The following is a 25,115-nucleotide window of genomic DNA, read 5'->3' as shown; positions in this document are numbered from 1 at the left end:
CCTAATTACTCTCTTGTAGTAACCTTTTCATTTTCTTCTTTCTTTTCAGAAGCAATATTTAATGTATCTGCTTGTTGTAACTCTTCTTCATCTTCTAAATCTCTCATTTCGATTTCTTTATCGTCACCAGAGAGAATTTTGACGTCCAAACCTAAACTTTGAAGTTCTTTCATTAGCACTTTGAATGATTCTGGAACTCCTGGTTCTGGTACGTTCTCACCTTTCACAATGGCCTCGTAAGTTTTTACGCGCCCAACAACATCATCCGACTTCACAGTAAGGATTTCTTGAAGTGTATAAGCTGCGCCATAAGCTTCAAGTGCCCATACTTCCATTTCACCGAATCGCTGTCCACCGAATTGTGCTTTTCCTCCGAGTGGTTGCTGTGTTACGAGTGAGTATGGTCCAGTTGAGCGTGCATGTAATTTATCATCAACCATATGCGCAAGTTTAATCATATACATAATACCGACGGATACTCGGTTATCGAATGGTTCACCTGTCCGACCGTCGTATAAGATACTTTTCGCATCTCTTGGCATACCAGATTCTTCGATTGTTTCCCAAACGTCATCCTCAGTAGCCCCATCAAATACAGGGGTTGCTACATGGATACCAAGTCTTCTTGCCGCCATACCGAGATGTAACTCAAGCACCTGCCCGATGTTCATACGTGAAGGAACCCCTAATGGATTCAACATGATGTCAATTGGTGTTCCGTCAGGTAAATACGGCATATCTTCCTCTGGTAATATTTTGGATATTACCCCCTTATTACCGTGACGACCAGCCATCTTATCTCCTTCAGAAATCTTACGTTTCTGTACAATATAAACACGGACTAGTTGGTTAACACCTGGTGGTAATTCATCTCCATCTTCACGATTGAAGACTTTCACATCAAGGACAATTCCTCCACCACCATGTGGAACTCTTAGAGACGTGTCACGAACTTCACGTGCCTTCTCACCGAAGATCGCATGTAGAAGTCTCTCCTCAGCTGTTAATTCGGTTACACCCTTAGGAGTGACTTTCCCTACTAATAGGTCTCCATCCTTCACTTCAGCCCCAATCCGGATAATTCCACGTTCATCTAAGTTTCTTAACGCATCTTCACCGACGTTAGGTATGTCACGTGTAATTTCTTCAGGTCCGAGTTTTGTATCACGTGATTCTGATTCATATTCTTCAATATGGATTGAAGTATATACATCATCTTTCACAAGACGTTCACTCATAATGATGGCATCTTCATAGTTATATCCGTCCCAAGTCATGAAGCCTACCAACACATTTCGACCAAGAGCAAGTTCACCTTGTTCCATTGAAGGGCCATCTGCTAAAATTTCACCTTTTACAACACGGTCTCCTACTTGAACGATTGGACGTTGATTATAACAAGTTCCTTGGTTGGATCGGATAAATTTTTGTAAGCGATATCGATCCAAATCTCCTTGAATTTCTTGTCCATCCACTTCTGTCACTCGACGCACCCAAACTTCACGTGCTTCTACACGTTCAACAATTCCAGGGTGTTTGCAAATGACTGCCGCACCAGAATCCTTTGCCGAAACATACTCCATTCCTGTTCCTACAATTGGAGCCTCTGGTTGCATCAAAGGTACTGCTTGACGTTGCATGTTTGCCCCCATTAACGCACGGTTGGAGTCATCATTCTCTAAGAATGGAATACACGCTGTCGCTGCAGACACTACTTGTTTTGGAGAAACATCCATGTAATCTACACGTTCTTGTTTTACAACTGTATTCTCCCCACGGAAACGAGCAACGACTTCATCATCTAAAAATGCGCCATCGTCACTTAAACGAACATTCGCCTGTGCAACGACGTAATGATCTTCTTCATCTGCTGTTAAATAGTCGATATGGTCGGTTACCTTTCCAGTTTCCGGGTCAATTCGTCGATATGGAGTTTCAATAAACCCAAATCGATTCACCTTTGCATAGGAAGATAAAGAGTTAATTAACCCGATATTTGGACCCTCTGGTGTCTCAATCGGACACATACGTCCATAGTGGGAATAATGCACATCCCGCACTTCCATCCCAGCACGTTCACGGGTTAATCCCCCAGGCCCTAATGCGGATAAACGACGCTTGTGAGTTAATTCAGCTAGCGGGTTTGTTTGATCCATGAACTGTGATAATTGGGAGCTTCCGAAGAATTCTTTAATTGATGCAATGACTGGTCGAATATTAATTAATTGTTGTGGCGTAATGGTATTTGTATCTTGAATGGACATTCTTTCACGAACAACGCGTTCCATTCTCGATAATCCAATTCGAAATTGGTTTTGTAATAACTCACCAACTGAACGTAGTCGGCGATTTCCTAAATGATCGATGTCATCTGTATTTCCCACGTTATATAATAAGTTAAAGAAATAACTGATGGAAGAAATAATGTCTGCAGGTGTAATATGTTTCACATCTTCATCTAGGAACCCATTTCCAATAACATTAATAACCTTCTCTTCTTCAGTATTTGGTGCGTAAATCTTAATGGATTGCAGGACAACATCTTCTTCAACCACACTACCATTTTGACGAAATGTTTTAAAACCGATTCCATTCATTAAATGTGGAAGGATTTTATCCAATGTTCTCCGATCTAGAACTGTCCCAGCTTCAGCAATGATTTCGCCTGTTTCTGGATCTGCTAACGTTTCTGCTAATCTTTGACCAAATAAGCGGTTTTTGATATGAAGCTTTTTATTAATTTTGTAGCGGCCTACATTCGCTAAATCATAGCGTTTTGGGTCGAAAAATCTTGAAATTAATAAACTTTTCGCATTTTCAACAGTTGGTGGTTCACCAGGTCGAAGGCGCTCATATATTTCAATTAAAGCCTTTTCTGTACTTTCAGTATTGTCTTTTTCTAAAGTGTTACGAATATATTCGTTATCACCTATTAGATCGATGATTTCTTGATCAGAGCCAAACCCAAGAGCACGTAGCAATACTGTCACTGGTAATTTACGTGTACGGTCTATACGAACATGTACAATGTCCTTGGCATCTGTTTCATACTCAAGCCAAGCACCACGGTTTGGAATAACAGTAGCTGTAAAACCTTTCTTTCCGTTCTTATCGATTTTCCCACTGTAATAAACACTTGGTGAACGAACAAGCTGGGAAACAATAACACGTTCCGCCCCGTTTATAACAAACGTTCCCGTTTCAGTCATTAATGGGAAGTCTCCCATAAATACTTCTTGGTCCTTTACTTCACCGGTTTCCTTATTTACTAGTCGGACTTTCACTCTAAGCGGAGCTGAATATGTAACATCTCGCTCTTTCGATTCATCTACGGGATATTTTGGCTCCCCTAGACTATAATCAATGAATTCTAGAGAAAGATTACCAGTAAAGTCTTCAATAGGAGAAATGTCTTGGAACATTTCCCTTAAGCCCTCATCAAGAAACCATTGATATGAGGATGTTTGGATTTCAATTAGATTTGGTAATTCTAAAACTTCACTGATACGAGCATAACTTCTGCGTTGGCGGTGTCGTCCATACTGAACTAGTTGACCTGTCAACTGATTCACCCCTCAAATCAAGCGTATTAGTTGCGTCTATCCTGTCTTATCAAAGCTGCCAGCCTTTCGTAAGACAAAAAGAAAAAGGGTTTTTCACAGAAAACCTCATTTTTCACATGATGAACTATATTAAAAAGTTTTTTCCATTTTACCCATTTATTATACAAATAATTAGAAAATAGTTAAACAGGCAAAATTAATATATTGGCATTTTATAATGCTAGCATAGTCTGAATGGATCGTCAATGTTTTTCTGCCATCAATATTTGGTATCCTTTTTTCTTTTCGATGGTATCCACATGACCAAATAATTGTTCGAGTTTATCCTTTGAAGAGGACGCTCCCTGTTTTTTCTGTATAACGACCCAAAGCTGTCCACCAATTGTTAATTTTTCAAAACTCTGTTCATAAATTTGATGTACAATTTTCTTTCCTGCTCTAATCGGTGGGTTCGTTAATATAGCTGAGAAATCTTGAGTATCTACACCGCTTAAACAATCACTGTTATAAATGATTGTGTTATGGATCTCATTATTTCTGGCGTTTTCCTTCGCAAGATCAATGGCTCTTAAGTTTACATCCACCATATGAACCTTTCTACTTGAGAAAGATTTAGCGATAGATAAGCCGATTGGGCCGTAGCCACAACCAACATCTAAGATTGGTCCTTCCACCATAGGAATTTGAAAAGATTCTATAAGTAATCTAGAACCAAAATCCACTTCTTTCTTAGAAAAAACTCCTGAATCAGCTTTAAATCGAAATAGATGTCCTCTTAATTTGAACTCCCAATAAATCGGGTTACTTTCTGAACTAGGCATTCGTGAATAATAATGATTGGTCAATCTTACCCCTCCATAGGAATAATTTGGAGAATTCTTTGTTTTGTTTGTTTTATAGAGGTTTTGATCGAAAGTTACCTTTCTCACTGCAGGGAATTGTAGTATATATATTTAACTATAAAAAGCCCGCCTAATGGAGCGAGCTTTTTATATATTATTTTCGCCTAGTAGTCTTACTTAACTTCTACTTCAGCGCCAACTTCTTCAAGTTTAGCTTTAAGTTCTTCAGCTTCTTCTTTCGCAATACCTTCTTTAAGTGCTTTTGGAGCATTATCAACAAGTTCTTTTGCATCTTTAAGTCCAAGACCAGTGATTTCACGAACCACTTTGATAACCTTGATTTTTTGTCCGCCTGCGCTAGCAAGAATTACATCAAATTCTGTTTTTTCAGCAGCAGCGTCGCCACCAGCAGCGCCACCCATAACAGCTACAGGAGCAGCTGCAGTTACGCCGAATTCTTCTTCAATTGCTTTTACTAAATCGTTTAATTCTAGAACTGTCATTTCTTTAATCGCATCAATGATTTGTTCTTTAGTCATGATTGATTTCCTCCTTAAATGGTTATTAATATTGTTTTATTCGATCGGTTAAGGCGTAAGTTATGCGCCTTGTTCTTCTTCTTTTTGATCTGCCACTGCTTTAGTAGCAAGAGCGAAGTTACGAATAGGTGCTTGAAGTACGCTAAGCAACATTGAAAGAAGTCCTTCGCGTGATGGAAGTTCAGCAAGAGCTTTGATTTCCTCTACAGTTGCAACATTTCCTTCAATTACACCTGCTTTAATTTCTAAAGCTTCGTTATTTTTAGCAAATTCATTAAGAATTTTTGCTGGTGCGATTACATCTTCTGCACTAAATGCAATTGCGTTTGGTCCAGTAAGAGATTCGTTTAAACCTGCTAATTCTGCTGCTTCAGCTGCACGACGTGTTAAAGTATTTTTGTAAACTTTAAATTCAACGCCTGCTTCGCGAAGTTGTTTACGAAGTTCTGTTACCTCTGCAACATTTAGTCCACGGTAATCCACAACTACAGATGTTGCACTACCTTTAAATTTATCAGCAATTTCTTCAACGATTTGTTTCTTTGCTTCGATTACGCTGCTCATCTTTACACCTCCTGTTATTTGGCTGGATGAACATTCATACCGTTAACATTAAAGAAACCTCCATGTCAGCAGACATGGAGGTAATAATGAAAAATAGCCGTTCGACTACTCTATCTATTATTATTACCTCGGTAGGAAATTAAGCTTCTTAAAAAGCACCTACTGTCTACGGTACAAATGTAATTTTCATTTTCATAACGAAATTTATTATATGGAATCCTTATGAATTTGTCAACTTCCAATTACTGTACAGTAGATGGATCGATTTTAATTCCAGGTCCCATTGTTGATGTAATTGCTACATTCTTCATAAATGTACCTTTAGCTGATGCAGGTTTTGCTTTCACCATTGTGTCAAAAATAGTAGTAAAGTTTTCAACAATCTTCTGATTATCAAATGAAACTTTACCGATTGGCACATGGATATTACCTGCTTTATCAACGCGGTACTCTACTTTACCAGCTTTGATTTCTTGGATTGCTTTTGTTACATCAAATGTAACTGTGCCAGTTTTAGGGTTTGGCATTAATCCTTTAGGGCCTAAAACACGTCCTAATTTACCAACTTCACCCATCATGTCTGGTGTTGCTACGATTACATCAAATTCAAACCAACCTTGGTTGATTTTGTTGATATAATCTGCATCTCCAACATAATCAGCTCCAGCGGCTTCTGCTTCTTTCGCTTTTTCACCTTTAGCAAAAACTAAAACTTTTTGTGTTTTACCTGTTCCATTTGGAAGAACAACTGCCCCACGAATTTGTTGGTCAGCTTTCTTAGGGTCTACACCTAAACGAAAGGCAACTTCAACTGTTGCATCAAATTTAGTAAAAGTAGTTTTCTTCACTAATTCAACTGCTTCTTCTAAAGAATAAGCTTTTGTACGATCTACAAGCTTAGAAGCTTCTAGAAATTTTTTACCTTTTTTCGCCATTATAAATCCTCCTTATGTGGTTTTAGCGGAATAACCTCCCACGAATAAAGGTTGCGGGAGAAGTAAAGTTATACGTTCAGCCCAGCAACCTCTTCATCAACTACAATTGTGTTCAAGAATTAATCTTCAATCACAATTCCCATGCTGCGTGCAGTTCCTTCAACCATACGCATTGCTGCTTCAACACTAGCAGCATTTAAATCTGGCATTTTTGTTTCGGCAATTTCACGTACTTTGTCACGTTTAACTGTCGCCACTTTGTTACGATTTGGCTCACCTGAACCTGAATCAATGCCAGCTGCTTTTTTAAGAAGTACAGCTGCAGGTGGGGTTTTCGTAATAAATGTAAATGAACGGTCTTCAAACACCGTGATTTCAACTGGAATGATTAAACCAGCTTGATCTGCTGTGCGAGCGTTAAATTCTTTACAAAATCCCATGATATTAACACCAGCTTGACCTAGTGCTGGACCTACTGGTGGAGCAGGATTTGCTTTCCCTGCAGGAATTTGTAATTTAACAAGTTTAATTACTTTTTTAGCCACGAGACACACCTCCTTAAGTCCGTGATGTGGTACTTGGGGTTCTCCCCCTCCCACTCAAAAATCTCTTTATGAAAATAAAGATTTTTTATAAGAATTTGTCTCTATTTTCGAGAGACATACTGACTTATGAAATATTATCATTTTTAAAATATATTTTCAAGTTATTTCCCACTATAATTTCTCAACTTGATCGAAATCTAATTCTACTGGTGTTTCACGTCCGAACATATTAACTAACACTTTTATTTTTCCTTTATCATGATCCATTTCTTCAATTTTTCCAGCAAAATTAGCAAAAGGTCCTTCTTTGACTGTCACCGTTTCACCGACTTCAAATTGAATATCCATTCGTTTTTCTTCTAAGCCCATTTGTTTTAAGATGGTCTGTGCTTCTTCTGGTAATAGTGGTGTTGGTTTTGATCCAGAACCCGAGGAACCAACAAAACCCGTTACCCCTGGTGTATTTCGTACAACATACCATGAATCATCTGTCATAATAATCTCTACTAACACGTAACCAGGGAATACTTTTCTTTTGGTTACTTTCTTTTTACCGTTTTTAATATTTGTTTCCTCTTCTTCAGGGACAATCACTCGGAAAATTTTGTCTTGCATTCCCATTGATTCAACCCGTTTTTCCAAATTCGCTTTTACTTTGTTTTCATATCCGGAATATGTGTGGACAACATACCAATTTTTCTCCATTAAAAGGGACTAAATGTCCTTCCCTCCTCAATAATTGTATTTCGACTTCTATTACTTATTTTATAAAACGATTGTTTAAAACCAAATGAAAAAACCCGTAAAAATTCGGGTTTTTTTAACACATTTATTCTTTACAATTATACCATGTAAAAATAGTCTGTATTCAAGAGTTATTTATATATTTAATATATTATTGTTTTAAAATCCATTCAATTAAGGATGAAATCCCTAAATCTATTCCTGCAAAAAAGAGAGAAAGCAAAACAACTGTTGTAATGACCGTAACGGTATAGCTTACTAACTCTTTCTTCTTCGGCCAACTTACTTTCCTCATCTCACTGTTCACATTGCGGAAAAACTGTATTAAGCCTGACATTACGAAACCTCCAACAAGTTCAAATTGCCCAAATACTTATGGTTATAATCTCTATTTCGTTTCTTTATGAAGAGTATGGCGATTACAATTCTTACAAAATTTCTTAACTTCTAATCTCTGTCCGTGGCTGCTACCTCCCATGGTTGAGTAATTTCTCGAACCACATTCCGAACAAGCTAATACAACTTTTTTTCTCATAATCATTCACACCAATTTCCTTTTATCCTATAAAAAGTATCATTATACAAGCTTAAAGTCAAGAATTCCTATATAGTAATCTCACGGACTTCTAAATATCGCTCAAGCTTTCTCTTCACTCTTTGTAGGGCATTATCAATGGATTTCACATGTCTATTTAGTTCTTCTGAGATTTCCTGGTAAGTCTGGCCATCTAAGTAAAGAGCTAATACTTTTCTTTCTAAATCACTTAATAGTTCATTCATTTTCCCTTCAATATTATCATATTGTTCTCTATTAATAATCAATTCTTCCGGATCTGTCACCTTCGCACCTGTAATCACGTCCAAAAGTGTCCGATCTGATTCTTCATCATATATAGGCTTGTCTAAGGAAACATAGGAATTAAGAGGTATATGTTTTTGACGAGTGGCCGTTTTAATAGCTGTAATAATCTGTCTAGTAATACAGAGTTCAGCGAAGGCTTTAAAGGTCGTTAACTTGTCTTCTTTGTAATCACGAATGGCTTTATAAAGTCCTATCATTCCTTCTTGAACAATATCTTCCTTGTCAGCTCCAATCAAGAAATAGGAACGCGCTTTCGCTCTTACAAAATTTTTGTACTTATGAATTAAATAGTCTAAAGCATCAGTATCACCTTGATGAACTAATTCTACGATAGGTTCGTCATTCAAATGTTCAAACTTTTCAGTACTTAAACGATAATTCAAGCTCACTCCCATCCCCTCCGACCAAAACATAGATAGATGTATTATACAGCAGGGGCAAAACAATCGTCAATCTTTCAACGGTCACCCCTGCGCCATTTTTCGAATATTTCCGCAACTTCATCATTAAGCGAGATCTTAGTATGGAATTTTTCCTCTTTAATTTTATTAATGTTTCGTTTTATTTTTTGTTCTACTATTTCAATTTCTGTTAGAAGTTCCCTCGCAGAAACTCTTAATGCACCTTGTCCAAAAACTTGCCATTGTTCTGTATAATCGGATGTTGCTACATACACTTGATTTTTAATCGTCGTTAATTCGATTGCCATTTTCTCAATTCTTTCATCTGCTGATTCATTTTCTCTCGTAAAAATGACTTCCACTTTGTAATTCCGGTATTTCTTTTCTGTCCCTTTTACATAATGTGCATCAAAGACAACGATCACCTTATAGCCAGTATACCCTTGGTAATCTGCCATTCTTTCAATTAATAAATCACGAGCAGCGGCTAAATTCTCCTGTTTTAATTTTCGAAGATCAGGCCAGGCACCGATGATATTATAACCATCCACAATCAAGATGTTCATATTCAGTTCCCTAGAGGATTTCGTTTACGATAAACCTCATACATGAGCAAGCTTGCTGCAACAGATGCGTTTAAGGAAGTAACTTGTCCAACCATTGGGAGACGAATGAGAAAATCGCATTTATCCTTAATTAGTCGACCCATCCCACGTCCCTCACTGCCGATTACTAACCCAATTGGAAGTGTACCATCTAGTTGTCGATAATCATCCTGTCCTTTCGCATCTGTTCCGGCAATCCACATTCCTCTTTCCTTTAATTCATCTATTGTTCGGGCTAGATTCGTTACCCTAACGACGGGGATATATTCTATTGCTCCCGTTGAGGCTTTCGCTACCGTTGCTGTTAATCCTACGGCTCTTCTCTTCGGTATAATAATCCCATGAGCACCCACAGCATCAGCCGTTCTCATGATCGACCCTAAATTATGGGGGTCTTCAATCTCATCTAATAGTAAAAAGAATGGGGTTTCATCCCTTTGTTCAGCCCGTGTAAACAAGTCATCTAACTCAGCATATTGATAGGCCGCAACTTGAGCTACGACCCCTTGATGATGTTCCTGGACAAACTGATCAATTTTTTGCTTCGGAACAAATTGAACTAATACATTCGCTTCCTTCGCCTTTTTTAAAATTTGCTGAATGGGACCCCCTTTTTGAGTTCCATCAGCAATCCAAATTTTATTAATTTCTCGATCTGAACGTAAAGCTTCTAACACAGGATTTCTTCCCGCAATATATTCCTGTTGATTCATGAGTTTTTTCCTCCTTTCTGTTGGTCTACCAATGTAAATGATTCTTGAATGATTTCCACCATTCTCGAATTTTGATTTGTTAAAAACAAATATCCCATTAGCGCTTCAAAAGCGGTGCTATAGCGGTATGTTTGAACATCTGTATTTTTGGGGACCGTCCCAGACTTGGCATTTCTCCCTCGTCTCACAACCGCTACTTCTTCCTCTGTTAAAAATCCCTCATCCTTCAACGCTTTTAATATAGATGCTTGAGATTTTGCTGAAACATAATGGGTTGCTTCCCGATGCAATTGATTCGGTTTTACTTTCCCGGTATGTAAAAGGTGGTGCCGAACATATACTTCAAATACGGCATCCCCCATATAAGCTAATGCTAAACTATTGATCTGTTTGGCATTCTCAAGAGGTTCAAATTGTAACATTTCTTACCCTCTTTTCCATCTTGTGCCCTGTGGCGTATCTTCTAAAATAATGTTCATCGCTTTTAATTGATCACGAATTTCATCGGCAAGTTGGAATTGACGATCTTTACGGGCTTGGATTCGTTTCTCAATCAACTCTTCAATTTCCTCATCAAGCAGGGAATCATCCTCTAATTTCAATCCAAGGACATGGAATAATTCCTCGAATTCTTTCATGAACGCATCGATTACTTCTACGGATGTATTTTTCTCCATCAAATAGTAATTGGCTTGTTTTGACAGTTCAAATAATACAGAAATTCCATTCGCTGTATTAAAGTCATCATCCATTTCATGGATAAAATCATGATGCAATTTCTCGATTTTTCCCATCCAGCTTTCATTTTGCTCTGTTAAATTCGTACTTGACTGTTTTCTATGCTTTAAATTTTCATAGGAAGTTTTTAAACGTTCCAATGATGTCTTGGCATTCGATAATAATTCTTCGTTGTAATTAATGGGGTGACGATAGTGAACAGACATCATAAAGAATCTTAACACTTGCGGATCATGATGTTTGATAATATCGTGCACTAGAACAAAATTCCCAAGGGACTTTGACATTTTCTCATTGTCAATATTAATATACCCATTATGCATCCAATACTTTGCGAATGTTTTCCCTGTCAATGCTTCTGATTGGGCAATCTCATTTTCATGATGTGGGAACGTTAAATCTTGCCCACCCGCATGAATATCGATTGTATCACCTAAATATTCTTTGGCCATTGCGGAACATTCAATATGCCAACCAGGTCGCCCTTTTCCCCAAGGACTCTCCCAATAAATTTCCCCTTCTTTGGCCGCTTTCCATAAGACAAAATCTAAAGCATCTTCTTTCTTTTCTCCCACTTCAATTCGGGCCCCGACTTTTAACTCATCAATCGATTGATGCGAAAGTTTCCCGTATTCTTTGAATGCCCGCGTGCGGTAATATACATCTCCGTGTGATTCATAGGCATACCCTTTTTCGATAAGCGTTTCGATAAACTCCACAATAATATCCATATTTTCCGTTACGCGAGGATGAATGTCCGCCTTTTCACAACCTAAAGCTCCTACATCTTCAAAGTAGGCGTTTATAAAGCGCTCAGCGATAGACGGTACATCCGTTTCCATTTCCTTAGCCACTCGGATTAATTTATCATCAACATCCGTGAAATTGGATACGTATTGAACATCGAAACCACGGTATTGTAAATAACGACGAACCATATCAAATACAATAGCGGGACGAGCATTTCCAATGTGGATATAATTATAAACAGTCGGTCCACATACATACATCTTCACTTTTCCTTCTTCAAGTGGAACAAACTCTTCCTTCTTCCTCGTTAATGTATTATACAGTTGTATTGACATTTCTTTTTTCTCCTTCCTTTAACTCTTCAAGTTGTTGCTTCAACTGGGTAATTTCATTTTCCATCGCACTGCAACGATCTGAAATCGGATCCGGTAAATCACTATGATTCAAATCTTTCTTAATTTTAATCCCATCTTGAATGACGACCTTTCCAGGAATCCCAACGACTGTGGAATTTGGAGGTACATCTTTCAAAACGACAGAACCAGCCCCAATTTTTGAATTTTCACCGACTATTATAGAGCCTAACACTTTTGCTCCTGTTGCTATAAGCGCATTATCTTTCACTGTAGGATGACGTTTCCCCTTTTCTTTTCCTGTTCCACCTAACGTCACACCTTGATATAAGGTAACATTATCTCCTATTTCACATGTTTCACCTATGACGACACCCATTCCGTGGTCGATAAAAAATCGACGTCCGATTGTTGCTCCTGGGTGAATTTCAATCCCTGTGAAAAAGCGACTAATTTGAGAAATAACGCGGGCAATAAAATACAACTTCCATTTATAAAAAGTATGTGCTATACGATGAGACCAAATGGCATGTAATCCGGAGTAAGTTAGAATCACTTCCAAATAACTACGTGCAGCTGGGTCTTGATCAAAAATAACATCAACATCTTCTTTAAACATTTTAAATGCTTTAAACATTCTCTCCTCCCCCTTCGCTCCCATTCCCTTTGAATTCTTAAGCAACAACATTTTCAAAGGGTATCCACAGTTCTAAATTTTATAGTTTCCTAAACACAAAAAAGACGCCTCTGTACATAATGACAGAGACGCCTGAATGCGCGGTTCCACTCTGTTTGAGGCAAAAAAACAAACCTCCAACTTTAAGCTGTTAACGGGAGTTCCCGCCATCACTTACTCGCAATCACTTTCAGTAATGGACTCAGAGGTGCATTTCAAGAATTGAATCACTTAAACCACTTTCAGCCGGTGATGGTTCTCTCTGTTAAGTCTCAAATTCTTTACTTCTCCTCATCTACGCGTTCACTTTTTTGGTTATTCTTAATATATTACATTTACGAAAAAATGTTAACCTAGAATTGTTTCCAAGCGTGTTTTTACAACCTCTTTCCCTAGCAGCTGAATCGTCTTTGGAAGATCAGGTCCATGTGTTAAACCTGTAACTGCCACACGGATTGGCATAAATAATTTCTTTCCTTTATGTCCAGTTTCTTTTTGAACGGCTTTAATCGATTTTTGAATCTCTGCTGCTTCAAAATTTTCTAGTTCAACTACTTTTGTTAGGAAGGCTTGAAGTACTTCTGGAACAGATTCTTCTGCAAGTACTGCTTTCGCTTCTTCTCCGTATTCAATGTCTTGTTTGAAAAATAGCTCCGTTAACTCGACTATTTCGGCTCCAAAGCTCATTTTTTCTTGATGTAAAGCAATAAGTTGAGTGGCCCATTCTTTTTGTTCCGCCGTCATATTTTCTGGTAATCGATCTGCTTTCATTAAGTGCGGAAGGGAAAGAGTTACTAATTTCTCTATATCTAATGTTTTCATATATTGGTTGTTCATCCAAGTTAGCTTTTGGTTGTCAAATAAAGCTGGTGATTTAGAAAGTCTCTCAGGATCAAAAATCTTGATTAATTCATCTTTTGTAAAAATTTCTTCTTCCCCTTTTGGTGACCAACCTAAAAGAGCGATAAAGTTAAACAAGGCTTCAGGTAAATACCCTAATTCTTCATATTGCTCGATAAACTGAATGATAGACTCATCACGTTTACTTAATTTTTTACGGCTTTCATTCACTATTAACGTCATATGTCCGAAAATAGGAATCTCCCAACCAAATGCTTCATAAATCATTAACTGTTTAGGTGTGTTAGAAATATGGTCATCTCCACGAAGGACATGGGTGATCTTCATTAGATGGTCATCCACCGCCACAGCAAAATTATAAGTAGGGGTTCCGTCTTTTTTGACAATCACATAGTCCCCAATTCCTTCAGATTCAAAGGAAACTTCTCCTTTTACCATATCCTTGAATGTGTAAACTTTCCCTTCAGGAACTTTAATACGAATACTTGGTTGTCTACCTTCAGCTTCAAAACGCTGTTGTTCTTCTTTTGTTAAATGAAGGCATTTTCTCGAATACTTAGGAGTCTCTCCTTTGGCTATTTGCGCTTCTCTTTCTGCCTCTAACTCTTCTTCCGTACAATAACATTTATAAGCGTCTCCACGTTCTAATAATTCATCATAAAGTTTCTTATAAATTTCCGTTCTTTCCGATTGTCGATAAGGTCCGTATTCTCCCCCGACATCTACGCTTTCATCCCAATCCATTCCTAACCATTTCAAATATTTCAGCTGGCTTTGCTCGCCACCCTCAATATTTCTCTTTTTATCTGTATCCTCAATGCGGATAATAAACTTTCCACCTTGATTTCTTGCATATAAATAATTGAATAGTGCAGTACGAGCGTTCCCAATATGTAAATGTCCCGTTGGACTTGGTGCATAACGCACACGAATGTCCTTAGCCATTTCGCTGCCTCCTCTTTCCGACTGAAACGAAATATCGTTCCTTTGATTCTTGACTATTTTACCACCCTTACTTTAAGGAATAAAGACTTTAAGAACAGTTTACCCTCACTAAACGTCATCCATTCCCTTATATAACCGGAAGGGCCCTCTTCATTATGTATTTTTCATTAATAGTACGGACGTGAGTGCTGCAATCCCTTCTTCTCTGCCTGTAAACCCTAACTTTTCTGTTGTCGTTGCTTTTACATTCACGCGTGATGCGTCACTTTCCAATAGTTCAGCAATTCTTTGTTTAATTGTCTCTATATAAGGAGCCATTTTCGGCTTTTGAGCAATGATGGTACAGTCAATATTCCCTAACGAATACCCCTTTTTCTTCACGATTTCCCATACATGAATCAGCAATTTTGCTGAATCTGCATCTTTAAATTCAGGGTCTGTATCCGGGAAATGCTTTCCAATATCCCCTTCTCCAATTGCACCTAAACAGGCATCTGTTACTGCATGCAATAATACATCTGCATCTGAATGTCCTAACAAACCTTTTTCATATGGTATTACAATTCCGCCAATGATACATGGGCGATTTTCTGCAAACTGGTGAACATCAAATCCTTGGCCAACTCGAAACATTGGCATCCCCCTTTAACATTATTTATTTTGTTTTTTCATAATAGCTTCAGCAAAAAAAAGATCTTCTGGTGTTGTCAACTTTATATTATCATAATCACCTTCAACAATTTCAACAGCCAGCGATAATCTTTCTACTAAAGAGGCTTCATCTGTTCCTATATATTGTTCATCATTTGCCTTTTTATAGGCATCTAATAAAATAGAAACATTAAAAGCCTGTGGTGTTTGAGCAGCCCACAGGCTTGACCGATCAATCGTTCCCTCAATTTGACCCTCTTTCACTTTCTTGATGGTATCCTTGACAGGGACAGCAACAATCGCTGCCCCTGACTTCATTGCGCAATCCACGAGGCGATGAATGATTTCCTGTTTGATAAACGGTCTAGCACCGTCGTGGACTAAGACAATTTCTTCATTCTGTAAATGGATTAATCCATTAAAAACACTGTGATGGCGTTCCTTCCCCCCGATTGTTAAAGACTTCACTTTTGTAATGTGATAGCTTTTGAGCAGATGAGTGAATTCTTCCATTTCATTTTGATGGACTACTAATGTAATGCCTTCACATCTTGGGTCAACTTCGAATACCTCTAGTGTATGAATAATAATCGGCTTTCTGTTTAATTCAATAAATAATTTATTTTTACCCGCTTTCATCCGCTTTCCTTGTCCGGCAGCTGGAATAATTACTTGATAGTTCATCATTTTTCTCTCCACTTATAATGCTTTTTCTAATAACTTAGGCTTTGCAAAAATCATTCTTCCAGCAGAAGTTTGTAAAACACTTGTCACAATCACGTCGATATGCTTCCCTATATATTCTCTTCCTTCTTCCACGACAATCATCGTTCCATCATCTAAGTAAGCAATTCCTTGGTTATGCTCTTTTCCATCTTTTATTACCTGTACGTTCATTTCTTCCCCTGGGAGAACAACAGGTTTAACCGCATTGGCTAAATCATTGATATTGAGCACTTGTACTTTCTGTAGCTCACACACTTTATTTAAATTGAAATCATTCGTGACGACAATTCCATTCATAATCTTCGCCAGTTTGACAAGCTTACTATCTACTTCTTGAATCTCTTCAAAGTCGCCTTCATATATTTGGACCTCCACTGGCAATTCCTTCTGGATACGGTTCAATATATCTAAACCTCTACGACCACGGTTTCTTTTTAAAACATCTGATGAATCAGCAATATGTTGCAGTTCTTCTAATACAAATTGTGGGATGACGATTACCCCGTCTAAGAATCCTGTTTGACATATATCTGCGATTCTCCCATCAATAATGACACTTGTATCGAGAAGTTTAAAAATTTTCGTATCACTTTGATCCTCATCCTCTAACTCTTTGCGTTTATTTCCTCTATTCGTAGAAAAAACACTACTAAGTTCATCACGTTTTTTAAATCCTACTTGAAACCCTAAATATCCTAATAATAATGTAAGAAAAATCGGTGTCACCGTATTTACAACAGGAATTTCAATTTGGTTAAGAGGAATACCTAATAAATAAGCAACAAACAGACCAATGATTAAGCCTAAACTTCCGGATAAGATGTCAACAACAGGGGCTTTGACTAATCCGTCCTCGATCCATTTTACAAAATTCACAACATAATCTACTGCCCAAAAAGTTAAAAAATAAAAGATAATAGCGCCCAATAGAACAGAAACATAAGGATTATTAATGAGTTTAAATTCTGATAAATTAATAAGTGATAATAAGTCCGGTATAAGGAATAAACCTAATGTTCCACCTAAAATAACAAATATCGCTTGTACAATGCGTTTGAGCATTACAAACATTCACCTCCTCATTCATTATAAACATTTTTTTCCTCTTATGATCTACTGTCATCAGATTATTCTATGACTGTAAAAATAGACATCCAATTGTTATATTGGAAAAACCATTTATTTGATTCCATCTTTGATTTGAGGTTATCACCTCGGGAGTCCGACTGTCAATTTTTTAGATAACAGATACCTTACAATTGGCGATCCGCAAATACTTGATCTTTAATTAACTTCAGCCCCTCTTTAATTTTCCGAGCTCTTACTTCTCCAATCCCATCTACATCATCCAGTTCATCTACCTCCGCTTTTAAAATAAACGGTAATGTATTAAACTTTATAATCAAGTTTTCAATAATAATAACAGGAAGCCTTGGAATCTTATTTAGAACTCGGTACCCTCTTGGACAAATCCCTTCATCAAGATGGACATGTCCTGAATATCCAAGTAGTTTAAAAAGAACCCCATCATCTAATAGCTCATTCGTGACAATCCCTTGAAATCGACTTAATACCTCATAAGGTTTTACTTGACGCTCTTTCGCATAATCACGAATGATCATCACTGCTTCCTCTTCCATATCTGTCAGTAACTCGTGCATTTGAAGTCGAATAAGTCTTCCTTCCACGCCTAATTCACTTAGATAGGATAAAAGTTCATTTTTAATGCGAATGACCATTTCAAACCGATGCAATACTTGTAATACGTCACTGAATGTAACAAGTTCTTCAAATTCCAAAACAGATAAATTCGAAATGGCATGATCTAATACGACTTTATACTTTTCTAATGTTTGGATGGCCTGATTTGCTTTAGTCAGAATCACCGAAATATCTTTTAATGCATAACGAAAATCACCCTTATACAAAGTAATCACGTTTCGCCGTTGGGAGATGGCAATCACTAATTTCTTTGTTTGTTTTGCCACCCTTTCCGCTGTCCGATGGCGCATTCCTGTTTCAGTCGAAGAGATGGAAGGATCTGTAGCAAGCTGGGCATTGGCTAAAATAATTTTGCTCCCTTTCTCATTTAATATGATCGCCCCATCCATCTTAGCTAATTCATATAGGTATGTTGGTGAAAAAGGACAATCAATTTTAAAACCACCATCTACTAGATGCTGTACTTTCTCGTTATGTCCAAGAACAATCAATCCCCCTGTATTGGCTCGTAAAACATTGTCAATTCCCTCTCTGATCGGTGTTCCTGGAGCAACTAATTGTAATATTTCAGATATTGTGTTATCCTTTATTCTTTTTTCGTCCATTATGAACCCCCCAAAGCATATTGAAGTGCCTCCCCTACATTCGTTACACCAACTACTTCTATTCCCTCTGGAATCTTCCATCCCCCTAAATTATTAGCTGGTATAATGATTCGTTCGAATCCGAGTTTAGCTGCTTCAAACACCCGCTGTTCAATTCTCGAAACACGTCTAACCTCTCCTGTTAAACCGACCTCCCCAATGATACAATCTGTTGCTCTCGTAGGTTGGTCTCGAAAACTGGAAGCAATACTAATAATAATTGCTAAATCAATCGCAGGTTCATCCAGTTTTACCCCACCTGCTACTTTTAAATAGGCATCCTGATTCTGTAACAGCAAGCCTACCCTTTTATCCAATACAGCCATAAGCAATGACACGCGGTTATGGTCAATCCCTGTAGCCATTCTTCGTGGATTACCAAAACTGGTTGGGGCAACAAGTGCTTGGATTTCTACTAACACGGGCCGAGTCCCTTCCATGGAGGCAACAACGGTTGAACCGGAGGCGCCTCTTGATCGTTCTTCGAGGAAGATTTCTGAAGGATTCTCCACTTCCTCAAGGCCTGCTTCTTTCATTTCAAAAATTCCCATTTCATTTGTGGAGCCAAAGCGGTTTTTAACTGCACGCAAAATTCGATATGTATGATGTCTTTCCCCTTCGAAATACAAAACTGTATCGACCATATGCTCTAATAACCTAGGCCCAGCAATAGACCCCTCTTTCGTAACATGCCCCACAATGAAGACGGCAATGCCTTTAATTTTCGCTATCCTCATCAACTCAGCTGTACATTCTCGTACTTGTGAAACACTTCCAGGTGCCGATGTTACTTCAGGATGATAGATTGTTTGAATTGAGTCAATGATGACAAAGGATGGGTTGACTTCATCAATCGCTAGATGGATTACTTCTAAATCCGTTTCAGCATAAATGAATAAATCCGCTGCTTTAATCCCAAGTCGGTCCGCTCTCAATTTTGTTTGCTTAATAGATTCTTCACCGGATATATATAACACTTTATGTTGCTTTTCAGCTAATTGCGAAGATACTTGAAGCAAAAGCGTTGATTTTCCAATCCCAGGGTCTCCACCAATAAGCACTAGTGAACCAGGGACAACTCCCCCCCCAAGCACTCGATTAAGCTCTTTTAACTCCGTTGTAACTCTCGGTTCCTGGGTAGATTCAACTTTGACCAATGGTGTCGGTTTAGCCGCACTTTTTTCTTCACTATGAATAAATGTTTTTTTCTGCTTTCCTACGATTTCTACTTCTTCCACCATCTTGTTCCATTCCCCACATCCTGGACAGCGCCCCATCCATTTAGGAGATTCATACCCACAAGATTGGCATATAAATTTTGTCTTTTTCTTGGCCATAATATACCCCTTTAAAATGTTAAAAACAAAAATAATGAATACTTTACCGTTTCTATGGAAAAGGTACACGTATTTTTCTTTCGTGTACCTTCTCTGCTGATTTTATTTAAGAAACGGTATTGGACATTGTTTTTGTTTTCACCACAAATTCATCATCTTCAACATCTACAATGACCCGTTGCCCTTTTAGTACGGTCCCTTTTAGTAGTTCTTCAGATAGACGGTCTTCTATGTGCTTTTGGATAGCCCGACGTAATGGACGAGCCCCATATTCCGGATCATAACCTTCGTTAGCTATTTTTTCCTTAGCCATTTCGGTTAACTCCAGTAGGATGTTTTGTTCTTCTAAACGTGATGTTAATTGGTTCGACATTAATGTCACAATTTGTTTTAAATGGTCTTTTTCTAATGAATGGAAGACGATAATTTCGTCGATCCGATTAATGAATTCCGGACGGAACGCCCGTTTTAATTCCTCCATCACTTTGCCTTTCATATCCTTATATTGCTGTTCTCCATCTTGAATATTGAAGCCTACAAATTTATTTCGTTTTAAAGCATTCGCTCCAACGTTTGAGGTCATGATCAATACTGTATTACGGAAATCAACTGTTCTTCCCTTAGAATCCGTCAGTCTTCCATCTTCTAATACTTGTAATAAAATATTAAATACATCAGGATGTGCTTTCTCAATTTCATCAAGCAATACGACAGAATACGGTTTGCGTCTAATTTTTTCCGTTAACTGACCACCTTCCTCATATCCTACATATCCTGGAGGAGAACCTACCAATCTTGAAGTTGAATGTTTCTCCATATATTCAGACATATCAATGCGAATCATGGCATCCTCATCCCCAAACATAGCGTTGGCAAGTGCTCTTGCTAATTCTGTTTTCCCTACCCCTGTAGGTCCAAGGAAAATAAAAGAGCCAATAGGACGCTTAGGATCTTTCAATCCGGCTCTCGCCCGGCGAACTGCTTTTGACACGGCCTTGACAGCTTCTTCTTGACCTATGACACTGGAGTGTAAAATTTTCTCCAAATTTAACAGCTTATCTGTTTCTGTTTGTGCTAGTTTTGAGACCGGAACTCCTGTCCAGCTAGAAACAACATTCGCAATATCCTCTACCGTCACTTCTGTATTTTCTTTTCCTTGCTTTTCCTTCCAACTTTTTTTCGTTACTTCCAATTCTTCTCTTAGCTTTTGTTCGGAATCTCTTAAAGAAGCCGCTTTTTCAAATTCTTGGCTTTGTACAGCTGCATCCTTTTCCTTTTTTATTTCGTCTAGTTTATGCTCTAGTTCTTTTAAATTTGGAGGTGTTGTATAAGAACGGAGACGTACTTTGGACCCCGCCTCGTCAATTAAATCAATTGCTTTATCCGGAAGAAAACGGTCTGAAATATATCGGTCGGATAATTTGACCGCCGCATCAATTGCGTCATCGGTAATAGAGACTCTATGATGTGCTTCATAACGGTCCCGTAAACCTTTTAATATTTGAATAGATTCGTCTAAAGTTGGTTCATCTACTTGGATAGGTTGAAATCTTCTTTCAAGCGCTGCATCTTTTTCAATATATTTCCGGTATTCGTCTAAGGTAGTGGCTCCAATACACTGTAATTCGCCTCTTGCTAATGAAGGCTTTAATATATTAGAAGCATCGATCGCCCCTTCTGCACCACCAGCACCTATTAATGTATGAAGCTCATCAATGAATAAAATGATATTTCCTGCTTGGCGAATTTCATCCATCACCTTTTTCAGACGATCTTCAAATTCTCCACGATATTTCGTGCCTGCAACAACTGTCCCCATATCTAATGTCATCACACGTTTATCACGCAGTGTTTCAGGGATTTCATTATTGATGATTTGTTGTGCTAGCCCTTCTGCTATAGCTGTTTTACCGACCCCTGGCTCCCCAATTAATACAGGGTTATTTTTTGTTCTTCTGCTTAAGACTTCAATGACACGCTGAATTTCCTTTGCTCGGCCAATAACAGGATCAAGACTTCCCTCTTTAGCAATCGCTGTTAAATCACGTGCTAAGCTATCTAATGTCGGTGTATTTGCATTTACATTGGCTCCTGATTGATGACCATTTGCTTCATTATTGCCTAGAAGCTGCAACACTTGTTGACGAGCTTTATTTAGACTCACTCCTAAGTTATTTAGGACTCTAGCGGCAACTCCCTCACCTTCACGTATTAAACCAAGCAAGATATGTTCAGTTCCAACATAAGAGTGTCCTAGCTTACGAGCTTCATCCATGGAAAGTTCAATCACTTTTTTAGCGCGAGGAGTGTAGTGGATTGTTTGAGTAGATCCTGAACCTTTTCCAATTAAATTCTCTACTTCTGTTTGAATTTTTTCAGCTCCTAAACCTAATCCATATAAGGCCTTTGCAGCAATACCTTCTCCTTCTCTTACTAGTCCTAGAAGGATATGTTCAGTTCCAATATTACTATGTCCTAGGCGAAGGGCTTCCTCTTGGGCTAATGCTAATACCTTTTGAGCTCTCTCAGTAAATCGTCCAAACATCATAGATTAATTCTCCTCCTTGTTTTGGTTCTCCATTTTTATCCTTTCGCGAATTAAGGTTGCTCTGCGCACATCACGCTCATTCGGTCTAAGCGGACCACCAGCATACCGTTGTAAAAAACCAGGCTGTGTTAATATCATTAATTCATTTAGAATTGTTTTTGAAATATTACTAATATATCCCAAATCTATTCCTAATCTAACATCTGATAGACATTGAGCGGCCTCTTTTGATTCAATAATTCGGGAGTTTGTTAACACACCGAATGATCGATAAACTTTATCCTCAAGTTGAATATTAGAAGTTTTCACAAGTGCTTCTCTTGCTGACCTCTCTTGGGCAATGATTTGATAAACAATGCCAAGTAAATCATTCACAATATCTTCTTCCGATTTCCCTAAAGTAATTTGGTTGGATATTTGAAAGATATTGCCTAATGCTTCACTACCTTCCCCATATATTCCACGGACCACAAGCCCTAGTTGATTAATAGCCGGAATAATCCGATTCATCTGTTGGGTAATAATAAGTGCAGGTAAATGCATCATAACGGAAGCACGCATTCCAGTACCTACATTTGTTGGACAGCTAGTTAAATACCCATTCTGTTCATCAAAGGCATATCGGATATGACTTTCAATCGTATCATCCAAGCCACTAGCCTTTTCCAATGCCTCTTTTAACTGCAAACCAGGAGTTAAACATTGTATGCGAATATGATCCTCCTCATTCACCATCACACTAATATCTTCGTCTTTTGATAAGAAAACTGCCCCATAATTGGAATTCTCCGCTAACATAGGACTTATTAGATGTTTTTCTACCAAAACTCGTTTATCCAATGGTCGGAGTTCTTCCATAATTAATAATTCTAAGGAGCTTACCCTTTCATCATACTTCAATGATTCGGCCATATTCGTCACAATATCTTTTGCCTCTTCGACCGTAAAGACCGTTGGAAATTTATAATCATGTAAGTTCCTAGCTAATCTTATTCTTGAGCTTAAAACAATATCGGAATTAGGCCCTTCTGCACTCATCCAAGAGCTAACAGCCTGACTAATAAATCTCTCAATCGTCATGATGATTCACCCCTTTTTGAATCTAGTTGTAATTCAAGGGATCGAATCCTATCCCGAACTTCAGCTGCCTTTTCAAATTCCTCATTAATAATTAATGTTTGAAGTTGTGTCTTAAGCTCCTTTATTTCCTTTTTCAGATGTAAAGATCCCCCGACACGTTTCGGTATTTTCCCTTGGTGAACAATATTACCGCTATGCAATCTTTTAAAAATAGGCTTAATACGATCTTTGAAAGTTTCATAACAATGAGAACAACCAAATCGGCCGACATTGACAAATTGTTGATATGTCATATGGCAAACATCACATTGAAGAATTTCATGCTTCGGAAAACTGTTTTCTTTCGTCTTTTGAAAACCTGAATCAATATTTAGCAGACCAGCTAATAAATTATTAATTGAGAATCCAGGATCGCCCTCAATAATAAACACTTCACTTTTTTCTTGCGCACAATGCTCACATAGATGTACTTCCGTCTTTTCACCATTAATGATTTTGGTGAAGTGGAGAGTAGCTGGTCTCTCATTACACTCCTGACAAATCAAAATAAATTCCACCTCTCCATTATTTATACTTTAGAGTTAAAAGCATTGCCTTTAGCATCCTAGCTCTTAATTCATCTCTTTCTGGTAAATCAATATATAAAACAGATCGATCCATTACACTTAGCATAATTTTTGCTTCTCTCCCAGAAATAATCCCTTCTTCCACTAGACGATACACTACATCGTCCGCACTAGATTGGGAAACCCTTTCCCCCACAAGAGAAACAAGCTGGTCAATTAAATGAGATTGGTCATGGATTTTCACCTTCATAATTCTTATATATCCACCCCCACCTCTCTTACTTTCAACAACATAACCTTTTTCCATCGTAAACCTAGTATTAATTACATAATTTATTTGGGAAGGCACACATTGGAATTTATCGGCAATTTCGCTTCGCTTAATTTCAACAATTTCTCGGTCACTCATCTCTAAAACCTTTTTTAAGTAATTTTCAATGATATCCGATATGTTTCTCACCAAGCCTCCTCCTTTTCTGACTTTGACTATATTTGACATTCATTATACTCGATAAATACGTTTCCGTGCAATTTATAAACCTGTTTACTTTTATAATTGCCGAATTTATTAATATTAAACAGCCACCATAATTTTTTTATTTATTTTTAATATATATTCCCCTTGCTATGGCAAATTTCCTTTTATTCTTGTTAAAAAAGTGAATTCTCCATATCCATGATTTTTGTTGTTTTGGCTTTTTTTGGATGGTGCCTGGATGGTGCCTGGCACCCGGATATTCCTGGATGGTGCCTGGCACCTGGTAGGTTATGGTTAAAGGGGAAATTTGCATATTTCCCAGAGTCATTTGCGTATTTCCTGCGAACTTTTGCGCTACTTCTCACTGGATTTGCACTGTATTTTAGATTATTGATTATTTCCTGGAATATATGCGAATTTCCCGGAATCTTTTGCACTTTTGGAGATCCGCTTGGAGTCATGATTTTACAAATCCCACGCTTTTTTGACTTTTGAATATTTCCAAATAGTACTTGCCTTCCCCTGTTCTAATTCGACTAAATTTTGTCTAGTTTAGGAATCTAAACTGGAACTTTCTGGATGGTGCCTGGCACCTGGAATTTATTTGGCAAAAAAAAAAGAGAATAGCTAAATCGCTATTCTCTCGTTTGCTTGGCAACGTCCTACTCTTGCAGGGGGACAGCCCCCAACTACCATCGGCGCTGAAGAGCTTAACTTCCGTGTTCGG

Annotated in this window: 25 protein-coding genes, 1 rRNA gene and 2 other annotated features; all 26 genes read right to left on the bottom strand. The window is 37.9% G+C overall.

Annotated features, from left to right (window positions below):
* Window positions 1-5 precede the first annotated feature (5 nt).
* Window positions 6-3,563 (bottom strand): DNA-directed RNA polymerase subunit beta, encoded by a 3,558-nt coding sequence (gene rpoB, locus J2S13_RS10465; protein WP_307257703.1) that lies wholly within the window; start codon window positions 3,561-3,563, stop codon window positions 6-8.
* Between the two features lie 242 nt (window positions 3,564-3,805).
* Window positions 3,806-4,408, bottom strand: a complete 603-nt coding sequence (locus J2S13_RS10460) for a class I SAM-dependent methyltransferase (RefSeq protein WP_307257702.1) — start codon at window positions 4,406-4,408, stop codon at window positions 3,806-3,808.
* Window positions 4,409-4,578: 170 nt separating this feature from the next.
* Window positions 4,579-4,944: a 50S ribosomal protein L7/L12 gene (gene rplL / locus J2S13_RS10455; RefSeq protein WP_307257701.1), complete on the bottom strand. Its 366-nt coding sequence runs from the start codon at window positions 4,942-4,944 to the stop codon at window positions 4,579-4,581.
* A 60-nt stretch (window positions 4,945-5,004) separates the two neighbouring features.
* Window positions 5,005-5,508, bottom strand: coding sequence for a 50S ribosomal protein L10 (rplJ, locus tag J2S13_RS10450; protein WP_307257700.1), 504 nt, complete (start codon window positions 5,506-5,508; stop codon window positions 5,005-5,007).
* 42 nt (window positions 5,509-5,550) lie between these two features.
* Window positions 5,551-5,698 (bottom strand) — a sequence feature (ribosomal protein L10 leader region).
* Between the two features lie 52 nt (window positions 5,699-5,750).
* Window positions 5,751-6,443, bottom strand: coding sequence for a 50S ribosomal protein L1 (rplA, locus tag J2S13_RS10445; RefSeq protein WP_307257699.1), 693 nt, complete (start codon window positions 6,441-6,443; stop codon window positions 5,751-5,753).
* Window positions 6,444-6,562: 119 nt separating this feature from the next.
* The gene (gene rplK, locus J2S13_RS10440; protein ID WP_307257698.1) at window positions 6,563-6,988 is read right to left on the bottom strand and encodes a 50S ribosomal protein L11; all 426 of its coding nucleotides are present in this window, start codon (window positions 6,986-6,988) and stop codon (window positions 6,563-6,565) included.
* Between the two features lie 171 nt (window positions 6,989-7,159).
* Complete coding sequence (gene nusG, locus J2S13_RS10435; RefSeq protein ID WP_307257697.1) at window positions 7,160-7,693, bottom strand: transcription termination/antitermination protein NusG; 534 nt, start codon at window positions 7,691-7,693, stop codon at window positions 7,160-7,162.
* A 190-nt stretch (window positions 7,694-7,883) separates the two neighbouring features.
* Complete coding sequence (gene secE / locus J2S13_RS10430; RefSeq protein WP_307257696.1) at window positions 7,884-8,069, bottom strand: preprotein translocase subunit SecE; 186 nt, start codon at window positions 8,067-8,069, stop codon at window positions 7,884-7,886.
* 51 nt (window positions 8,070-8,120) lie between these two features.
* Entirely contained in the window at window positions 8,121-8,267 is a 147-nt protein-coding gene (gene rpmG / locus J2S13_RS10425; protein WP_307257695.1) for a 50S ribosomal protein L33, read from the bottom strand.
* A 68-nt stretch (window positions 8,268-8,335) separates the two neighbouring features.
* Window positions 8,336-8,989 (bottom strand): RNA polymerase sporulation sigma factor SigH, encoded by a 654-nt coding sequence (sigH, locus tag J2S13_RS10420; protein WP_307257694.1) that lies wholly within the window; start codon window positions 8,987-8,989, stop codon window positions 8,336-8,338.
* 62 nt (window positions 8,990-9,051) lie between these two features.
* Window positions 9,052-9,561: an NYN domain-containing protein gene (locus J2S13_RS10415; RefSeq protein ID WP_307257693.1), complete on the bottom strand. Its 510-nt coding sequence runs from the start codon at window positions 9,559-9,561 to the stop codon at window positions 9,052-9,054.
* A gap of 2 nt (window positions 9,562-9,563) precedes the next feature.
* Window positions 9,564-10,313 (bottom strand): 23S rRNA (guanosine(2251)-2'-O)-methyltransferase RlmB, encoded by a 750-nt coding sequence (gene rlmB / locus J2S13_RS10410; RefSeq protein WP_307257692.1) that lies wholly within the window; start codon window positions 10,311-10,313, stop codon window positions 9,564-9,566.
* On the bottom strand, window positions 10,310-10,735 hold the full coding sequence (locus J2S13_RS10405) for a Mini-ribonuclease 3 (protein WP_307257691.1): 426 nt from the start codon (window positions 10,733-10,735) through the stop codon (window positions 10,310-10,312). The genes rlmB and J2S13_RS10405 overlap by 4 nt, the downstream gene beginning before the upstream one ends.
* Window positions 10,736-10,738: 3 nt before the next feature.
* Window positions 10,739-12,136 (bottom strand): cysteine--tRNA ligase, encoded by a 1,398-nt coding sequence (gene cysS, locus J2S13_RS10400; protein ID WP_307257690.1) that lies wholly within the window; start codon window positions 12,134-12,136, stop codon window positions 10,739-10,741.
* Window positions 12,117-12,791 (bottom strand): serine O-acetyltransferase EpsC, encoded by a 675-nt coding sequence (epsC, locus tag J2S13_RS10395; RefSeq protein WP_307257689.1) that lies wholly within the window; start codon window positions 12,789-12,791, stop codon window positions 12,117-12,119. The genes cysS and epsC overlap by 20 nt, the downstream gene beginning before the upstream one ends.
* 121 nt (window positions 12,792-12,912) lie before the next feature.
* Window positions 12,913-13,137 (bottom strand) — a binding site (T-box leader).
* Between the two features lie 41 nt (window positions 13,138-13,178).
* Window positions 13,179-14,636, bottom strand: coding sequence for a glutamate--tRNA ligase (gene gltX, locus J2S13_RS10390; protein ID WP_307257688.1), 1,458 nt, complete (start codon window positions 14,634-14,636; stop codon window positions 13,179-13,181).
* Window positions 14,637-14,789: 153 nt separating this feature from the next.
* Window positions 14,790-15,269 carry a 2-C-methyl-D-erythritol 2,4-cyclodiphosphate synthase gene (ispF, locus tag J2S13_RS10385; RefSeq protein ID WP_307257687.1) on the bottom strand — a complete coding sequence of 160 codons (480 nt, stop codon included), beginning with the start codon at window positions 15,267-15,269 and terminating at the stop codon, window positions 14,790-14,792.
* Between the two features lie 18 nt (window positions 15,270-15,287).
* A complete protein-coding gene (gene ispD / locus J2S13_RS10380) occupies window positions 15,288-15,971 on the bottom strand; it encodes a 2-C-methyl-D-erythritol 4-phosphate cytidylyltransferase (protein ID WP_307257686.1) in 684 nt (227 codons plus the stop codon).
* A gap of 15 nt (window positions 15,972-15,986) precedes the next feature.
* Window positions 15,987-17,075, bottom strand: coding sequence for a PIN/TRAM domain-containing protein (locus tag J2S13_RS10375; protein WP_307257685.1), 1,089 nt, complete (start codon window positions 17,073-17,075; stop codon window positions 15,987-15,989).
* 191 nt (window positions 17,076-17,266) lie between these two features.
* A complete protein-coding gene (disA, locus tag J2S13_RS10370; RefSeq protein WP_307257684.1) occupies window positions 17,267-18,340 on the bottom strand; it encodes a DNA integrity scanning diadenylate cyclase DisA in 1,074 nt (357 codons plus the stop codon).
* On the bottom strand, window positions 18,340-19,716 hold the full coding sequence (gene radA / locus J2S13_RS10365; RefSeq protein ID WP_307257683.1) for a DNA repair protein RadA: 1,377 nt from the start codon (window positions 19,714-19,716) through the stop codon (window positions 18,340-18,342). The genes disA and radA overlap by 1 nt, the downstream gene beginning before the upstream one ends.
* Window positions 19,717-19,822: 106 nt before the next feature.
* Window positions 19,823-22,264, bottom strand: a complete 2,442-nt coding sequence (gene clpC / locus J2S13_RS10360) for an ATP-dependent protease ATP-binding subunit ClpC (RefSeq protein ID WP_307257682.1) — start codon at window positions 22,262-22,264, stop codon at window positions 19,823-19,825.
* 3 nt (window positions 22,265-22,267) lie between these two features.
* Complete coding sequence (mcsB, locus tag J2S13_RS10355; protein WP_307257681.1) at window positions 22,268-23,344, bottom strand: protein-arginine kinase McsB; 1,077 nt, start codon at window positions 23,342-23,344, stop codon at window positions 22,268-22,270.
* Complete coding sequence (gene mcsA / locus J2S13_RS10350; RefSeq protein WP_307257680.1) at window positions 23,341-23,889, bottom strand: protein-arginine kinase activator protein McsA; 549 nt, start codon at window positions 23,887-23,889, stop codon at window positions 23,341-23,343. The genes mcsB and mcsA overlap by 4 nt, the downstream gene beginning before the upstream one ends.
* Window positions 23,890-23,908: 19 nt before the next feature.
* Window positions 23,909-24,370 (bottom strand): CtsR family transcriptional regulator, encoded by a 462-nt coding sequence (locus tag J2S13_RS10345; protein ID WP_307257679.1) that lies wholly within the window; start codon window positions 24,368-24,370, stop codon window positions 23,909-23,911.
* Window positions 24,371-25,037: 667 nt separating this feature from the next.
* A 5S ribosomal RNA gene (gene rrf / locus J2S13_RS10340) occupies window positions 25,038-25,115 on the bottom strand; the annotation flags it as partial.

It is taken from the genome of Oikeobacillus pervagus, assembly GCF_030813365.1.
Taxonomy (GTDB): Bacteria; Bacillota; Bacilli; order Bacillales; family DSM-23947; genus Oikeobacillus; species Oikeobacillus pervagus.
The sequence above is the reverse complement of the archived record's forward strand: the minus strand, read 5'-3'. Positions and strand labels throughout refer to the sequence as shown.

Bases quoted from the DNA above. Each gene is read 5' to 3' on its own strand.
- rplL (WP_307257701.1), bottom strand. From the start codon at position 4,944: ATGACTAAAGAACAAATCATTGATGCGATTAAAGAAATGACAGTTCTA.
- rplJ (WP_307257700.1), bottom strand. From the start codon at position 5,508: ATGAGCAGCGTAATCGAAGCAAAGAAACAAATCGTTGAAGAAATTGCT.
- rplA (WP_307257699.1), bottom strand. From the start codon at position 6,443: ATGGCGAAAAAAGGTAAAAAATTTCTAGAAGCTTCTAAGCTTGTAGAT.
- nusG (WP_307257697.1), bottom strand. From the start codon at position 7,693: ATGGAGAAAAATTGGTATGTTGTCCACACATATTCCGGATATGAAAAC.
- secE (WP_307257696.1), bottom strand. From the start codon at position 8,069: ATGTCAGGCTTAATACAGTTTTTCCGCAATGTGAACAGTGAGATGAGG.
- rpmG (WP_307257695.1), bottom strand. From the start codon at position 8,267: ATGAGAAAAAAAGTTGTATTAGCTTGTTCGGAATGTGGTTCGAGAAAT.
- sigH (WP_307257694.1), bottom strand. From the start codon at position 8,989: ATGGGAGTGAGCTTGAATTATCGTTTAAGTACTGAAAAGTTTGAACAT.
- J2S13_RS10415 (WP_307257693.1), bottom strand. From the start codon at position 9,561: ATGAACATCTTGATTGTGGATGGTTATAATATCATCGGTGCCTGGCCT.
- rlmB (WP_307257692.1), bottom strand. From the start codon at position 10,313: ATGAATCAACAGGAATATATTGCGGGAAGAAATCCTGTGTTAGAAGCT.
- J2S13_RS10405 (WP_307257691.1), bottom strand. From the start codon at position 10,735: ATGTTACAATTTGAACCTCTTGAGAATGCCAAACAGATCAATAGTTTA.
- cysS (WP_307257690.1), bottom strand. From the start codon at position 12,136: ATGTCAATACAACTGTATAATACATTAACGAGGAAGAAGGAAGAGTTT.
- epsC (WP_307257689.1), bottom strand. From the start codon at position 12,791: ATGTTTAAAGCATTTAAAATGTTTAAAGAAGATGTTGATGTTATTTTT.
- gltX (WP_307257688.1), bottom strand. From the start codon at position 14,636: ATGGCTAAGGACATTCGTGTGCGTTATGCACCAAGTCCAACGGGACAT.
- ispF (WP_307257687.1), bottom strand. From the start codon at position 15,269: ATGTTTCGAGTTGGCCAAGGATTTGATGTTCACCAGTTTGCAGAAAAT.
- ispD (WP_307257686.1), bottom strand. From the start codon at position 15,971: ATGAACTATCAAGTAATTATTCCAGCTGCCGGACAAGGAAAGCGGATG.
- J2S13_RS10375 (WP_307257685.1), bottom strand. From the start codon at position 17,075: ATGCTCAAACGCATTGTACAAGCGATATTTGTTATTTTAGGTGGAACA.
- disA (WP_307257684.1), bottom strand. From the start codon at position 18,340: ATGGACGAAAAAAGAATAAAGGATAACACAATATCTGAAATATTACAA.
- radA (WP_307257683.1), bottom strand. From the start codon at position 19,716: ATGGCCAAGAAAAAGACAAAATTTATATGCCAATCTTGTGGGTATGAA.
- clpC (WP_307257682.1), bottom strand. From the start codon at position 22,264: ATGATGTTTGGACGATTTACTGAGAGAGCTCAAAAGGTATTAGCATTA.
- mcsB (WP_307257681.1), bottom strand. From the start codon at position 23,344: ATGACGATTGAGAGATTTATTAGTCAGGCTGTTAGCTCTTGGATGAGT.